The sequence below is a fragment of the Aromatoleum petrolei genome (genome assembly GCF_017894385.1).
In the GTDB taxonomy this organism is placed as follows: Bacteria; Pseudomonadota; Gammaproteobacteria; order Burkholderiales; family Rhodocyclaceae; genus Aromatoleum; species Aromatoleum petrolei.
In genome coordinates, this window is the sequence record NZ_CP059560.1 from 2,212,762 (window position 1) to 2,225,568 (window position 12,807).

Here is a 12,807-nt window from a genome sequence, read left to right on the forward strand (position 1 = left end):
GAGAAGCATGCAACGCCGCATCGCCCACCTCGACATGGACGCCTTCTTCGCGTCCGTCGAACTCCTGCGCTACCCGCAGCTCGCCGGCCTCCCGGTCGTCGTCGGCGGACGGCGCGGCACGCTCGCGGGCGACCGGCCCGACGACTTCCCCCGGCTGCGCGACTACGTCGGCCGCGGCGTCGCCACCACCGCCACCTACCCCGCCCGCGCGCTCGGCGTGCATTCCGGCATCGGTCTGATGAAGGCTGCGGCGCTCGCCCCCGACGCGATCCTGCTGCCCGCGAACTTCGACGACTACATCCGCTACTCGCGCCTCTTCAAGGCCGCGGTCGCCGAGATCGCGCCGCTGATCGAGGACCGCGGCATCGACGAGATCTACATCGACCTCACCGGCGTCCCCGGCGAGACGGTCGAATTGGCGCAGCGCATCAAGGACGCCGTGCGCGCGGCGACCGGCCTGTCCTGCTCCATCGGCGTCACGCCCAACAAGCTGCTGTCGAAGATCGCCTCCGACCTCGACAAGCCCGACGGACTCACCGTGCTCGACTACGCCGACATTCCCACGCGCATCTGGCCGCTCGCCGCACGCAAGATCAACGGCATCGGCCCGCGCGCCGGGGAAAAGCTCGACGCGATGGGCATCCACACCATCGGCGACCTCGCTGCTGCCGCACCGGAAAGCCTGATCAAGGAATTCGGCCAGCACTACGGCCACTGGCTCACGGAAGTCGCGCACGGCCGCGACGCGCGCCCCGTCGTGACCGAACGCGAGACGAAATCGATCAGCCGCGAAACCACGTTCGAACGCGACCTCGACGTACGCGCCGACCGCGACGCACTGACCGAGATTCTGGTAAAGCTGTGCGAGCGCGTCGCCGGCGACCTCAAGCGAAAGGGCTATGTCGGCCGCACGATCGGCCTCAAGCTGCGCTACGACGATTTCCGCACCGTGACCCGCGACATGACAATCGAACAGGCGACCGACGACGCGGCCACCATCCTCGCCACGGTGCGCAGCTGCCTCAAGCGTGTGCCGCTCGACCGCCGTCTGCGCCTGCTGGGCGTGCGCGTCGGGACGCTGCTGCCGCCCGGCGAGGCCGGCCCCCGCCCACCGCAGCCGGGCGAGAACCTTCGCCTGTTCGACTGACTACATCCGCTCGCCGCGCAGCGCGCGCAGGTGCCAGCCGAACACCTCCTCCAGCAGGTGCGGTGTCTGCCTGCCGGGCGAGAACTGCAGCGCGCGTTTGTAGTAGTCCGACAGCGCGGGCCGGAAATTCGGATGCGCGCAGTTCTCGATGATCGCCTTCGCGCGCTGCTTGGGCGACAGGCCGCGCAGATCCGCCAGACCCTGCTCGGTGACCAGCACCTGCACGTCGTGCTCGGTGTGATCCACGTGCGAGGCCATCGGCACGATGCACGAGATCGCGCCGTTCTTCGCCTGCGAGGGCGTCATGAAGATCGACAGGTAGGCGTTGCGCGCGAAGTCGCCCGAGCCCCCGATGCCGTTCATGATCTGCGAGCCCATCACGTGCGTCGAGTTCACGTTGCCGTAAATGTCGGCCTCGATCAGGCCGTTCATCGCAATCACGCCCAGGCGCCGGATCACCTCCGGATGGTTGCTGATCTCCTGCGGGCGCAGAATGATGCGCTCGCGGTAGCGCGCGAGATCGGCGTTGAGCTCCGCCAGCGCCTCGTTGCTCAGCGAGAACGCAGTCGCCGAGGCGCTGGCGAGCTTGCCGGATTTCAGCATCGCCAGCATGCCGTCCTGCAGCACCTCGGTGTAGGCCGTCAGGTTCTCGAACGGTCCCTCGTTGAGGCCCGCCATCACCGCATTGGCGATGTTGCCAACGCCCGACTGCAGCGGCAGCAGTTCGCGCGGCAGGCGCCCCTTCTTCACCTCGTACTGCAGGAATTCGAGGATGTGGCCGGCGATCAGCTTCGAGTTCGCGTCGGGCGGCGCGAAGGCCGAGTTGCGGTCCGGCGCGTGGGTCTCGACGACCGCGATCACCTTCTCCGGGTCGCAGCGCAGGTAGGGCTCACCGATGCGGTCGGCACTGCGCACCAGCGGGATCGGCTGGCGGTTCGGCGGCAGCTGCGTGCCGTACCAGATGTCGTGCATGCCTTCGAGCTGGCTGCTCTGCCACGAGTTGACTTCGAGGATCACCTTGTCGGCCTGGTCCAGCCAGGTCTTGTTGTTGCCGATCGACGACGAGGGGATCAGGCGCCCGTCCTCAAGGATGCCGGCGACTTCGACCACCGCGACGTCGAGTTTGCCGAGGAAGCCGAACCACACGAACTGCGCGACGTGCGACAGGTGGATGTCGATGTACTCCATCTCACCCGCGTTGATGCGCTTGCGACAGGTCGGGTCCGACTGATAGGGCAGGCGCATCTCGATGCCATCCACCATCGCCAGCGCGCCATCGAGTTCCGGTGCCGTCGACGCGCCCGTCCACACGCCGATCTTGAAGCGCTTGCCGTTCAGGTTCGCGTCCATGATGTGTTTGGCCAGCGCGGACGGCACCGCTTTCGGGTAACCGGAGCCGGTGAATCCGCTCATGCCCACGTTCATGCCCGACTGGATCAGGCTCGCCGCCTCGGTGGCGGACATGACCTTGCTGCGCAGCGCCGCACAATGGATGCGGTTTTCTTTGTTCATCTGATTCACGACTCCACGAAAACGGGACGCCGGCATTCCGGCGCAAACGAGCGCCCGGCGGAGGAGTCCGCAAACCTGCCTGCATGGAATCCGGAGCCGGAACGACATGGCCAAGGCGCGGCAAAGGGACAGACCGCGCAGGCAATGCGCGCCACCGGTCACCCGATGGCGCGCACTCCGATCGATCGAAGATTCCCGGCGGCGGAGGAGGGAGGAGGACCGCCGGACACCACGATGGATGTGGGATGCAGTCTAGGCAGCGGCTGGTCCGGCGACAAACGAGGATTTATGATGCAACGGTTTAGCACCACTTAATCATCGACGATGAGCTACCGCCTGCCCGGCCTCGCCCTGCTGCGTACGTTCGAAGCCGCCGCGCGCCACCTCAGCTTCAAACAGGCGGCGGCCGAGCTGTGCGTGACGCCCGCGGCCGTCAGCCAGCAGATCAAGACGCTGGAAGACTGGCTCGGCGTACCGCTGTTCCGCCGCATGACAAGGGCGCTGGCCCTCACCGAGCACGGCCGCGCGATGCTACCCAAGGTGCGCGAAGGCTTCGACTGCTTCGCCGCGGCAGTCGAGAGCACCCGCCAGGCCGTGGCCGGTCCCCTCACCGTGATCGCCCCGCCCTCCTTCGCGAGTCACTGGCTGGTCCCGCGCCTCGCGAGCTTCACTCGCGCTCATGCGGAGGTCGCACTGCAGCTGTCGAGTACCGCCGACACCGTGGACCGCCGCGGCCAGGCGGCCGTCGTCGCCGCACTCACCGTCGACCCGCGCGACGCCGAGAGCCGGGTCGCCATCCTGTACGGCACCGGCAGCTACCCCGGTCAGATCGTCGACCGCCTCTTCGCCCCCGACTACGTCCCGGTGTGCGCACCCGCGCTGCTGCGCGGCGACCACGCGCTAAGCACACCAGGCGACCTCGCGCACCAGGTGCTGATCCACGACGACACCCTGCGCGACGCCGGCCCCGGCCTCGCCCGCTCCGGCTGGGGACTGTGGCTGGAGCGTGCCGGCGTCAGCGGCGTCGATCCGGAGCGCGGCCCGCGCTTCGCCAACGCCGCGCTCGCACTCTCCGCGGTGCTCGCCGGCCAGGGCGTCACGCTCGCGTCGCGCTCGCTGATCGCATCGCGGGTCGCCGAAGGCAGTCTCGCAATCCCCTTCGACATACCACTGCCCTCGCCCTTCGCCTATTATCTGGTCATGCACGAGGCGATCGCCCGGCGCCCCGCCGTAGCCGCCTTCCGCGCCTGGCTCACGGCCGAAGCCGCCGCGCAGGCCGTCTGACCCGGAAACACTGCCGCAATGAAAGCCATCCTCACCGGACACACCCAGGGACTCGGCGCCGCAATCGCCGAAGAGCTCCTCGCCCGCACGATCCCCGTCCTGGGCCTCGCACGACATGCGAACGACGCCCTCGCCGAACGCTATCCCGACGACCTCTCGCAGGTGCAGATCGACCTCGCCGACACCGAGGTCGTCGCCGACTGGCTGGCCGGCGGAACGCTGCGCGCCTTCCTCGCCAACTGTTCGCAGGCGCTCCTCATCAACAACGCGGGCATGCTGCAGCCGGTCGGCCAGCTCGACTCCCTGCCGCCGGAAGCGATCGCGCGCGCCATTGCACTGAACACCGCCACCCCGCTGATGCTCGCCAGCGCCTTCGCCGCGGCCAGCCCCGAGGTCGCCGACCGGCGCATCGTGCATGTTTCCAGCGGCGCCGCGCGCAGCGCCTACGCCGGCTGGAGCGTGTACTGCGCCTCCAAGGCCGCACTCGACCAGCACGCCCGCGCCGTCGCGATGGACGGCACGCCCGGCCTGCGCATCTGCAGCCTCGCCCCCGGCGTCGTCGATACCGCGATGCAGGCCGAGATCCGCGCGACCCCCGAGGACCGCTTCCCGGTGCGCGCCCGCTTCGAAGCCCTCAAGCGCGACGGCGCCCTCGCCCGCCCGGACGAATGCGCGTTCCGGCTCGTGAACTATCTCCTCGGCGACGAATTCGGCCAGGCCGCGACCGCCGACCTGCGCCAGCTCGCGCCCTGACCCTTCTATCACTGCACAGGAACACGCCATGCTGATGACCACCACGCCCACCGTCGAAGGCAAGACCATCCGCGCCTACCACGGCGTCGTCACCGGGGAAGCCATCATCGGCGCGAACTTCCTCAAGGACATGTTCGCCGCCGTGCGCGATTTCGTCGGCGGGCGCTCGGGCGCCTACGAGAAGACGCTGCGCTCGGCGCGCGACACCGCCTTCGCGGAAATGGCCGAAGCGGCCGAGAAGCTGGGCGCCAACGCCATCGTCGGCATCGACCTCGATTACGAGGTCCTCGGCGAGACCAACGGCATGCTGATGGTGGCCGTCAGCGGCACTGCGGTGACGCTCGGCTGAGATTCCGCCGGCGGCTCAGCGCTCGGCCAGCACCAGCCGCGCCGCCAGCCCCAGGAACACCAGCCCGGCGGACTTGTTCAGCACGCGCCGCGCGGTCGCCGAACTGCGCAGGCGCTGCCCGATCGACGCCGCGAACAGTGCGATCGCGCCGAAGGTCAGCAGCGTCGCGACGATGAACACGAAGCCCAGCCACATCACCTGCTGCGCCACCGGGGCCGCGCCGGCCTCGACGAACTGCGGCAGGAAGGCGAGGAAGAACAGGATCACCTTGGGATTGGTCAGGTTCATGACGATCCCGCGTACATACATGCGCCAGCCGTCCGGCGCCGCCGCGCCAACGGCCGGATCGCCTCCGTCGGGTGCCGTCAGCACCTGCCACGCCAGCCACGCCAGATAGGCGGCGCCAACGAACTTCAGCACCGTGAAGGCCGTCGCCGACGCCGCGAACACCGCCGCGAGGCCCACGGCGACCGCCGCCGTGTGCCCCAGCAGGCCCGTGCACAGCCCCAGCACCACGAGCATCCCCGCCCGGCGCCCGCGCAGCGCCGACTGCATCAGCACGAAGAGGTTGTCCGGCCCCGGCGCCGCACCGAGCAGCACCGACACGACAAAGAACGCGAGGGTGGTTTCGATCGAGGTCATGGCCGTGCCGTCCGCACGGACGCCCCCGCGCTCACAGCAGCCCGGCCACGATGCGCGGCGCGGTGCCGACGAGGTTCTCGGCGCTGCGCAGCTCGGGGAAGCGCTGCCGCGCCCGCCGCCCGTTCACGGCATAGTCGATGCCGAAGCAGTCCATCCCGAGCAGATGGGTGCCGGCCGGCACGCTGCCGGCGAGCTGCTGCAGCAGATCCGCCTCCGCCGCCTCCGCCAACACGGGCAGGGCAGCCCAGCGTTCGTCCTCGATCCAGCCCATCTTGCCAGGCCCGCCGATATGACGGATTCGCTTCGGCTGCAGGCGGAAGAAGACGAAATCGAGCTCGAGGTACTGCTTCGCGTCCGGCTGATAGCGCAGGTAGCGCGCAACGAGTTCGGCCGACGGCTCGAAACGCTCGACGTCACCGATCAACGTCATGCGCGCCCCGGCCAGGATGTTCCCGTTCTCGGTCCCGACCACGGAAACGCTCGCACGCGGGTCCGCCAGCAGATTCTTCGTGTGCTCGGCGAGCAGGCTGACGCAGAACAGCGGGCGCTGTGCCGCATCCACGACGCAGGGCACGGCCGTCGCATAGGGATAGCCCGCGAGCTGGGTCGAATGCGTCGCCAGCGTGGCATGCGCTGCCTCGTGCAGCAGGTGGATGGCAGGAGCAACGGTGATCTTCATGCCCGTCACTGTGTCGCTCCCGCCCGTCGGCGTCAATGAACTATTTCTGACCCCTATCCGAATTTCGCCACGCACTGCTCACAGCGACTTCAGGAACTCCACCAGATCCGCCTTCTGTTCTGGCGTCAGCCCCAGGGCGAAATGCGTGTCGTAGTGATCCACCACGGCCCCCAGCGTCGGCGCGCTGCCATCGTGGAAATACGGCGGATGCTGCCACAGCGCGCGCAGCGGCGTGCTACGGTATTTCCCGGTCGCGGTGCGCCGAGCATAGCCCGGATCCATCCCCGTCTCGCTCGGGTCGTGCAGCAGCGGCGTGTCGGCGTCCGACCCGTTATGCACGTCGGTGTAGGTCGGCGGGATGTGACACGTGCCACAGCGCGCCGTGCCGTTGAAGAGTGCCGCCCCGCGCTGCGCCGCCGCAGCATCCACGCTGCCCTCCGCCGGGCGGGGTGCCGGCAGGCTCAGCTGGTAGGCGAGCAGTTCGGGCAGTTTCGACGTCACCAGATCCGGCGTCTGCTCGATCGTAATGCCGAGCCGCGGGTCGGAGAAATTGCCGTGCCCCCCCATCTGCGTCACGGCGACATAGTTGTTCCAGTAAGAGATCGGGCCGTCCCCGCTGAAGGTCTCGAAGGGCACGCCGGCGAGACCGTAGGCCGGCGGGATCACCAGCGGTCCGTTGATGCCGTCGATGCTGAAGCGCGGGTCATAGCGGCCGGGGCCCCAGGAGCTGTAGACCGCCTTCCTATCCTCGGGCAGCGCCGGCGACAGCGCGATGATCGCACCCGGATTCAGATCCAGGTTGGGCCAGCCGTCGAGGCGTTTGCCCACGCCCGGCGCCACCGAGTTGTCGACGGTCGAGTGACACAGCGCGCAGGTGATCCCCACCGACACCAGGCGCCGCCCTTTCACCTTGCCCACCACGCCGACCACCGCATTGCGCCGCAGCAGCTCCACCGTCGTCCTCGGATCATTGAGATCATGCTTCGCGAAGAAATTCCGCGGCAAGGCCGTCGCATCCACTTTCAAGCCGACGGCCAGCGCCGTGGCCGGGCTCACCGCCGCGGGGATCACCTCGTGCATGCGCAGCACGGTGGTCCACAACTGCTGGTCGCCGAAGGTATCGAAGCGGAAGATGTACTGCCCCAAGTGCCGGTTGCCCCCCGGCATCGCATCCGGAAACGCCGGCGTCGATGTCAGGGTCAAGGCCGCGGCCGCAGCCAGGGCCGTCAGCGTGAAGCCGGAAGCCGCCAGCATGCGATGCCTGATCGGCTTCCGCACCGCGGAAACGGGATCGATGCGCTTGTTCATGATGCACTCCTCCTCGGCCGGAGAGGCATCGTCACGCGGGATGCGGCGCCCCCTCCGCTTGCTGCCGATTGGATGGAGTGCGCGGTCGAAAGGTTACAGGCCGGCCCCCGCCGGCCGGCGCGGCACGCCTAGTGCTTCACCTCGAGCAACTCGACGACGAAGGTCAGCGTGCTGTTCGGCGGAATCGTGCCGGCGATCCCGCGCTCGCCATAGGCCGTCTGCGGCGGGCAGGTGATGCGCACCGCCCCGCCCGGCTTCATCAACTGCAGCACTTCGGTCCAGCACGGAATCACGCCATTGACCGGAAACTCCGCCGGCTGCCCGCGGCCATACGAGCTGTCGAACTCCCGCCCGTTCGCGAGCGTGCCCTGGTAATGAACGCGCACGACGTCCGTCTTCGTCGGCGCAGTGCCCGTCCCCTCCTTGTAGCGCTCGACCGTCACGCCGGACGGCAGGGTCTCCGCTGCGGGGCCGGCGGCCTGGGCCGCAAACGGAAAACAGACTAGTGCAAGCACGACGAACAAACGCATCATATGGCTCCAATCGGGGATGGCGGTTCCGGCCAATCAAAGTGGAAGACGCGACCGCGGCCGAAGACCGCGATCGCTCGCATCCCGCGATTATTGTCGAAAACCGCCCGGCAAGTGCGAACACCCTGAAGACGATTGCATGGGCGCTGCGGGCCGCCGTCAGCCGTTGCGCGGCAGAACGGTCAGCACCCGCACGATGAATGCATGCAGCTCCTTCATGTAGTTGCGCAGGAACTCGGCCGTCGAATCGTCCGTCACCTGCCCGTCCTCGGTGATGAGACCCGGCTTGAACTGGATGTAGGCCTCGATCGTGTTCATCAGCGGCGAATTGCAGAAGCACAGCACGCCACGCAGACTCTGCTGAGCGACCGCCGTGCCGATCGCACCGGGCGAGGCACCGATCACCCCCGAGGGCTTGCGCGCAAAGGAATTCTGCCCCCACGGCCGGCTGGCCCAGTCGATCGCATTCTTCAGCCCGCCGGGAATCGAGCGATTGAACTCCGGCGTAACGAAGAGCAGCCCGTCCACATCGGCGATGGCCTGCTTGAACGCACGCGCAACCGGCGGATAGTCCGCGTCATAGTCCTGGCTGTAGAGCGGCAGATCCCGTATCGGAATTTCGATCAGTTCGAGCTCGGGCGGCGCAAGACGCACCAACGCCTTGGCCAGCAGACGGTTGATCGACGTGCTCGAGAGGCTGCCGACGAAATACCCGATCTTGTACGTTGCCATGAAAATCTCCTTCATCCGTGAAATCGCAGAAATCGCCCCCGGTGCGGGGGCGGGGAGAGCATGGGGTGGCGACGGCCTGCGCGATCACACGTCGCGCGCATCCTGAACCCGCTTACCACCGCGAGCGCGCCAACCGCCGTCACCGCGCTTGAGCAACAAGGAGTCCGCTCGACTCGTTCGTCACAGCTTGCCCTCCTTGACATTGAGCTATGCGTTCGAGTTCCTCGGTAACCGCATCAGTGCGCCGGCGTCACGATGGGTGCGCCACTGTCCTTCAGGAGGACTACCATGAACTTGGCAGGTTCGGTGCGACTGGCGTTGCGCGAGACGGTGTGTATGTCGTCCGGACCTTCGTAGAAGGTCTGGCCCGGAGTCAGCGTGACGGCCTTGCCTCCGCGCACCCCCATCACGATTGAACCTTCCAGCACATAGACGAATGCGTGCGCGTTGTGACGATGCACGTCGCTAGCTCCGCCGGGTGCGTAGTCGACTGTGATGACCGTCGCTTCCTTGCCCGGATAGTCGGCGAGCGCCTGCTTCATCAGCGGCGTCACGTGTGCTCCCGGCGGCGATTGTTGCGCGCCAGCGGCGCCAGCTGCCAACACCAACGCGACAGCGAGGGCTCTGAGTTTCAACATGGTTTGCTCCTTGTCGTGGGGCGGTGGATGCCTGATCAGGACAGGCCCGATCTGTCCAGGCCAAAGGCCTTGTCGTACGAGCCGGGTACCACACGAAAGCCGGCGCTGACGCGGTTCCATGCATTGATCGACATCACGAGGAAGGTCAGATCGGACAACTCCTTCTCGGACAACTGAGCACGAACGCGCTCATAGACGTCGTCGGGCACGCCCTCGGCAGGAATCCGGGTCAGGACTTCGGTCCATTCCAGGGCAGCCCGTTCGCGCGCGCTGAACAGCGTCGACTCGCGCCAGATGGCGACATGGTGCAGCCTGAGCGGGCGCTCGCCGTGCATCGTCGCTTCCTTGACGTGCATATCGACGCAGAACGCGCAGCCGTTGATCTGGGATGCCCGGATATCCACGAGATGCCGGGTCGACACTTCGATCGCGGACTCGTTGAGGGCCATGCTGAATGCGAGCAGTTTCTTGAACAGCTCGGGCGATTGCTTCTGGTAGTCGATGCGTTGGGTCATGATGGATCTCCTTTTATGCTCGTGCCGAGGAGCGGCTGAGCCAGTTGTGAAAACGGGTTGGGCCGATGCGTGCGTCATCACCGGCCACCAGCGATCGGTCGTCGAGTTCGCTGCCGAAATAGCGCGCATGAACGTCGGCGACGACCTCGCGCCGGTCTTGGCGGGCGGCGAGGAACTGGCGAGCCAGTTCATCGAGCGGGAAGCGGTCCGGCCCGGCGACCTCGACAATCGCATTCATCGGCGCCCCAACCGTGAGGTCGGCCAGCAGCGCCGAAACGTCGTCCGCTGCGATGGGCTGGATCAAGGCGGGCGACAGGCGGATCGTGTCGCCGTCGGCGCTCGAATCGATGATCCCTCCGATGAACTCGAAGAATTGCGCTGAGCGCAGGATCGTGTAGGGAATCGGCGACGCCTTGATCAGGTTTTCCTGCGCCACTTTTGCGCGGAAGTAACCGTTCTCCGGAAGGCGATCGGTCCCGACGATGGAGAGTGCGACGTGATGCCCGACGCCGGCGGCGGCTTCCGCGGCAAGCAGGTTACGGGTGGACGTTTCGAAGAATTCCCGCACGGCCTGGTCTTCGAACGAGGGCGAGTTACTTGCGTCGACCACCACCTGCGTACCCGCAAGCGCTTCGCCCAGCCCTTCGCCTGTCATCGCATTGATGCCGGTACGGGGGGATGCCGCCACCGCTTCATGTCCATCGAGACGCAGCCTGTTTACAATGTTTGATCCGATAAGGCCGGTACCGCCGATAACAACGATCTTCATGCTTGGGCTCCTTGCCTGAGTGGCGATCACTTGGTGGCCGCGATCGATGGATGCAGTGTGCGCGGCGTGCCGGCTGAAGACTTTGTCGACGTCTTGGGTTTTCCTTGGATTTCGCATGGATGCTTGTCCAAGACCGCGCTGGAGCCCTGAATGCTTCTGGTGTTTGACGACTGCCTGCTCGACCCGGACCGGCGGGAGCTCTCGCGGGCGTCGACGCCTGTTGCGATTGCGCCCAAAGTCTTCGACCTGCTGCTCTATCTGGCCGAGCACCGTGAGCGCGTCGTCAGCAGGGACGATCTGATTGGTGCCGTATGGGGCGGCCGAATCGTTTCGGAATCGACCTTGGCAAGTCACATCAACGCCGTGCGCAAGGCCGTGGGCGACGACGGCCACCAACAGCGCGTGATTCGAACGGTCGCGCGCAAGGGATTCCGCTTCATCGCCGATCTAAGAGAAGCCGGTTCAGCGGAGGGCACCGGTGCGCCTGGCGCCGGATTCGCCGCAACTCCGGCGTCCCCGCCAACCCTGCCGGACAAACCGTCCATCGCAGTCCTCCCCTTCGTGAATCTGAGCGGAGATCCGGAGCAGGACTACCTGGCCGACGGCGTGGTCGAGGACATCATCGCGGCCTTGTCGCAGTATCGCTGGCTGTTCGTCGTCGCGCGCAACTCGAGCTTCACCTACAAGGGCCGTGCCGTGGACGTGAAACAGGCGGGCCGCGAACTGGGCGTCCGCTACGTACTGGAAGGGAGCTGGCGCAAGGCCGACAACCGTGTGCGCATCACCGGTCAGCTGATCGATGCCACCACCGGGGCGCATCATTGGGCAGGCCGCTTCGAGGGGGTCCTCGGAGACATCTTCGCGCTGCAGGACCAGATCACCGAGACTGTGGTCGGCGCAATTGCCCCTCAACTCGAGCGCGCCGAGATCGAGCGAGCGCGGCACAAACCGACCGAAAACCTCGGCGCCTACGATTACTATCTACGCGGAATGGCTTGGTTGCATCGCGGAACCCGGGAGGCGATCGACCATGCGCTGCCACTCTTCCTCAAGGCAATCGAGCACGATCCCGATTTCGCGTCGGCCTACGCGATGGCTGCGTGGTGTCACTGCTGGCGGAAGATCAACGGCTGGATGACCGATCGCCCGCGGGAGTTGGCCGAGGGCGTCCTATTGGCTCGCCGGGCCGTCGAATTGGGCAAGGACGATGCGGTCGCGCTGACCCGATGCGGGCATGTGCTCGGCCATCTTGCCCAAGACCTTCCCGGCGGCATCGCCTTGCTGGACAAGGCGCTCATGCTCAATCCCAACCTCGCCGCGGCGTGGTTCCTCGGCGCATTCCTTAAGCTCTTGCATGGCGAAACGGAAGAAGCCGTCGAGCACTTTACCCACGCCATGCGTTTGAGCCCCCTCGATCCGGAGCTCTACAAGATGGAAGCCGGCATGGCAGCCGCGCATCTCTTCATGGGGCACTTCGACACCGCAGCGTCCTGGGCGGAGCGCGCATTGCGGGAATTGCCCAGCCTGTTGCTCGCTGCGGCCACCCTCGCGGCAAGCCATGCTCACGCCGGACGCAGCGCTGAAGCGCAGCGCGCGCTCGATCATCTGCGCCAACTCGACCCCGCATTGCGCCTCGCCAATGTCGCAGAGTGGCTGCCGATCCAACGGTCGGAGAATCTCGCCACCCTGATTGAAGGTCTGCGAAGAGCGGGGCTACCGACATGAATGCGTGCCGCGGCGGCCGTTGTAAAAGCTTGCAGTGAGTCTGAAGCAGACCAATGCCCAGCGCTTCGCCTGCAGCCTTGACCCTGTACCCACGGTGATGGGGATCTTCGCGCGCTGCATGGCACTCGACGCCTTCCAGCGTGCCACACCCGGCGCCCAGCCCGACGCAGGACGAGCAACAGTGATCATGAGAACAGCAGGAAGCATTCACCCCCGCGCTCGGG

General features: G+C 66.7%; 14 protein-coding genes. 5 read left to right on the top strand and 9 right to left on the bottom strand.

Going from position 1 to position 12,807, the window contains the following annotated elements; translation table 11 throughout:
* Positions 1-7: 7 nt before the first annotated feature.
* Entirely contained in the window at positions 8-1,147 is a 1,140-nt protein-coding gene (gene dinB, locus ToN1_RS10135) for a DNA polymerase IV (protein WP_169206831.1), read from the top strand.
* Here dinB and ToN1_RS10140 read toward each other — a convergent pair whose 3' ends face one another.
* Positions 1,148-2,659, bottom strand: a complete 1,512-nt coding sequence (locus tag ToN1_RS10140; protein WP_169206832.1) for a succinyl-CoA:acetate CoA-transferase ScpC — start codon at positions 2,657-2,659, stop codon at positions 1,148-1,150. It abuts the gene before it with no gap.
* A 324-nt stretch (positions 2,660-2,983) separates the two neighbouring features.
* On the opposite strand from ToN1_RS10140, the gene gcvA reads away from it, so the two are divergent.
* From gcvA to ToN1_RS10155, 3 genes are read left to right on the top strand one after another with little or no spacing between them, the layout of a single operon-like run.
* Positions 2,984-3,943, top strand: a complete 960-nt coding sequence (gene gcvA / locus ToN1_RS10145; protein WP_169206833.1) for a transcriptional regulator GcvA — start codon at positions 2,984-2,986, stop codon at positions 3,941-3,943.
* 18 nt (positions 3,944-3,961) lie between these two features.
* Positions 3,962-4,696: an SDR family oxidoreductase gene (locus tag ToN1_RS10150; protein ID WP_169206834.1), complete on the top strand. Its 735-nt coding sequence runs from the start codon at positions 3,962-3,964 to the stop codon at positions 4,694-4,696.
* Between the two features lie 28 nt (positions 4,697-4,724).
* Positions 4,725-5,045, top strand: coding sequence for a heavy metal-binding domain-containing protein (locus ToN1_RS10155; RefSeq protein ID WP_169206835.1), 321 nt, complete (start codon positions 4,725-4,727; stop codon positions 5,043-5,045).
* A 15-nt stretch (positions 5,046-5,060) separates the two neighbouring features.
* On the opposite strand, the gene ToN1_RS10160 is transcribed toward ToN1_RS10155, so the two are convergent.
* The 8 genes from ToN1_RS10160 to ToN1_RS10195 form a co-directional block, all read right to left on the bottom strand.
* On the bottom strand, positions 5,061-5,687 hold the full coding sequence (locus ToN1_RS10160) for a LysE family translocator (RefSeq protein ID WP_169206836.1): 627 nt from the start codon (positions 5,685-5,687) through the stop codon (positions 5,061-5,063).
* A 31-nt stretch (positions 5,688-5,718) separates the two neighbouring features.
* On the bottom strand, positions 5,719-6,366 hold the full coding sequence (locus ToN1_RS10165) for a HugZ family pyridoxamine 5'-phosphate oxidase (protein WP_169206837.1): 648 nt from the start codon (positions 6,364-6,366) through the stop codon (positions 5,719-5,721).
* 78 nt (positions 6,367-6,444) lie between these two features.
* Positions 6,445-7,674 carry a hypothetical protein gene (locus ToN1_RS10170; RefSeq protein WP_169206838.1) on the bottom strand — a complete coding sequence of 410 codons (1,230 nt, stop codon included), beginning with the start codon at positions 7,672-7,674 and terminating at the stop codon, positions 6,445-6,447.
* Between the two features lie 128 nt (positions 7,675-7,802).
* Entirely contained in the window at positions 7,803-8,207 is a 405-nt protein-coding gene (locus ToN1_RS10175; RefSeq protein ID WP_169206839.1) for an FKBP-type peptidyl-prolyl cis-trans isomerase, read from the bottom strand.
* 156 nt (positions 8,208-8,363) lie between these two features.
* The gene (locus ToN1_RS10180) at positions 8,364-8,936 is read right to left on the bottom strand and encodes an NADPH-dependent FMN reductase (RefSeq protein ID WP_169206840.1); all 573 of its coding nucleotides are present in this window, start codon (positions 8,934-8,936) and stop codon (positions 8,364-8,366) included.
* A gap of 236 nt (positions 8,937-9,172) precedes the next feature.
* On the bottom strand, positions 9,173-9,574 hold the full coding sequence (locus tag ToN1_RS10185; RefSeq protein ID WP_169206841.1) for a cupin domain-containing protein: 402 nt from the start codon (positions 9,572-9,574) through the stop codon (positions 9,173-9,175).
* 35 nt (positions 9,575-9,609) lie between these two features.
* The gene (locus tag ToN1_RS10190) at positions 9,610-10,089 is read right to left on the bottom strand and encodes a carboxymuconolactone decarboxylase family protein (RefSeq protein WP_169206842.1); all 480 of its coding nucleotides are present in this window, start codon (positions 10,087-10,089) and stop codon (positions 9,610-9,612) included.
* A gap of 13 nt (positions 10,090-10,102) precedes the next feature.
* Positions 10,103-10,975 carry an SDR family oxidoreductase gene (locus ToN1_RS10195; RefSeq protein ID WP_244861016.1) on the bottom strand — a complete coding sequence of 291 codons (873 nt, stop codon included), beginning with the start codon at positions 10,973-10,975 and terminating at the stop codon, positions 10,103-10,105.
* Positions 10,976-11,008: 33 nt separating this feature from the next.
* Between ToN1_RS10195 and ToN1_RS10200 the strand changes: the two genes are divergently transcribed.
* Positions 11,009-12,583, top strand: a complete 1,575-nt coding sequence (locus ToN1_RS10200; RefSeq protein WP_169206843.1) for a winged helix-turn-helix domain-containing tetratricopeptide repeat protein — start codon at positions 11,009-11,011, stop codon at positions 12,581-12,583.
* Positions 12,584-12,807: the final 224 nt, after the last annotated feature.

Coding starts and splice junctions, on each gene's coding strand:
- dinB (WP_169206831.1), top strand. CDS start 8: ATGCAACGCCGCATCGCCCACCTCGACATGGACGCCTTCTTCGCGTCC.
- ToN1_RS10140 (WP_169206832.1), bottom strand. CDS start 2,659: ATGAACAAAGAAAACCGCATCCATTGTGCGGCGCTGCGCAGCAAGGTC.
- gcvA (WP_169206833.1), top strand. CDS start 2,984: ATGAGCTACCGCCTGCCCGGCCTCGCCCTGCTGCGTACGTTCGAAGCC.
- ToN1_RS10150 (WP_169206834.1), top strand. CDS start 3,962: ATGAAAGCCATCCTCACCGGACACACCCAGGGACTCGGCGCCGCAATC.
- ToN1_RS10155 (WP_169206835.1), top strand. CDS start 4,725: ATGCTGATGACCACCACGCCCACCGTCGAAGGCAAGACCATCCGCGCC.
- ToN1_RS10160 (WP_169206836.1), bottom strand. CDS start 5,687: ATGACCTCGATCGAAACCACCCTCGCGTTCTTTGTCGTGTCGGTGCTG.
- ToN1_RS10165 (WP_169206837.1), bottom strand. CDS start 6,366: ATGAAGATCACCGTTGCTCCTGCCATCCACCTGCTGCACGAGGCAGCG.
- ToN1_RS10170 (WP_169206838.1), bottom strand. CDS start 7,674: ATGAACAAGCGCATCGATCCCGTTTCCGCGGTGCGGAAGCCGATCAGG.
- ToN1_RS10175 (WP_169206839.1), bottom strand. CDS start 8,207: ATGATGCGTTTGTTCGTCGTGCTTGCACTAGTCTGTTTTCCGTTTGCG.
- ToN1_RS10180 (WP_169206840.1), bottom strand. CDS start 8,936: ATGGCAACGTACAAGATCGGGTATTTCGTCGGCAGCCTCTCGAGCACG.
- ToN1_RS10185 (WP_169206841.1), bottom strand. CDS start 9,574: ATGTTGAAACTCAGAGCCCTCGCTGTCGCGTTGGTGTTGGCAGCTGGC.
- ToN1_RS10190 (WP_169206842.1), bottom strand. CDS start 10,089: ATGACCCAACGCATCGACTACCAGAAGCAATCGCCCGAGCTGTTCAAG.
- ToN1_RS10195 (WP_244861016.1), bottom strand. CDS start 10,975: ATGCGAAATCCAAGGAAAACCCAAGACGTCGACAAAGTCTTCAGCCGG.
- ToN1_RS10200 (WP_169206843.1), top strand. CDS start 11,009: ATGCTTCTGGTGTTTGACGACTGCCTGCTCGACCCGGACCGGCGGGAG.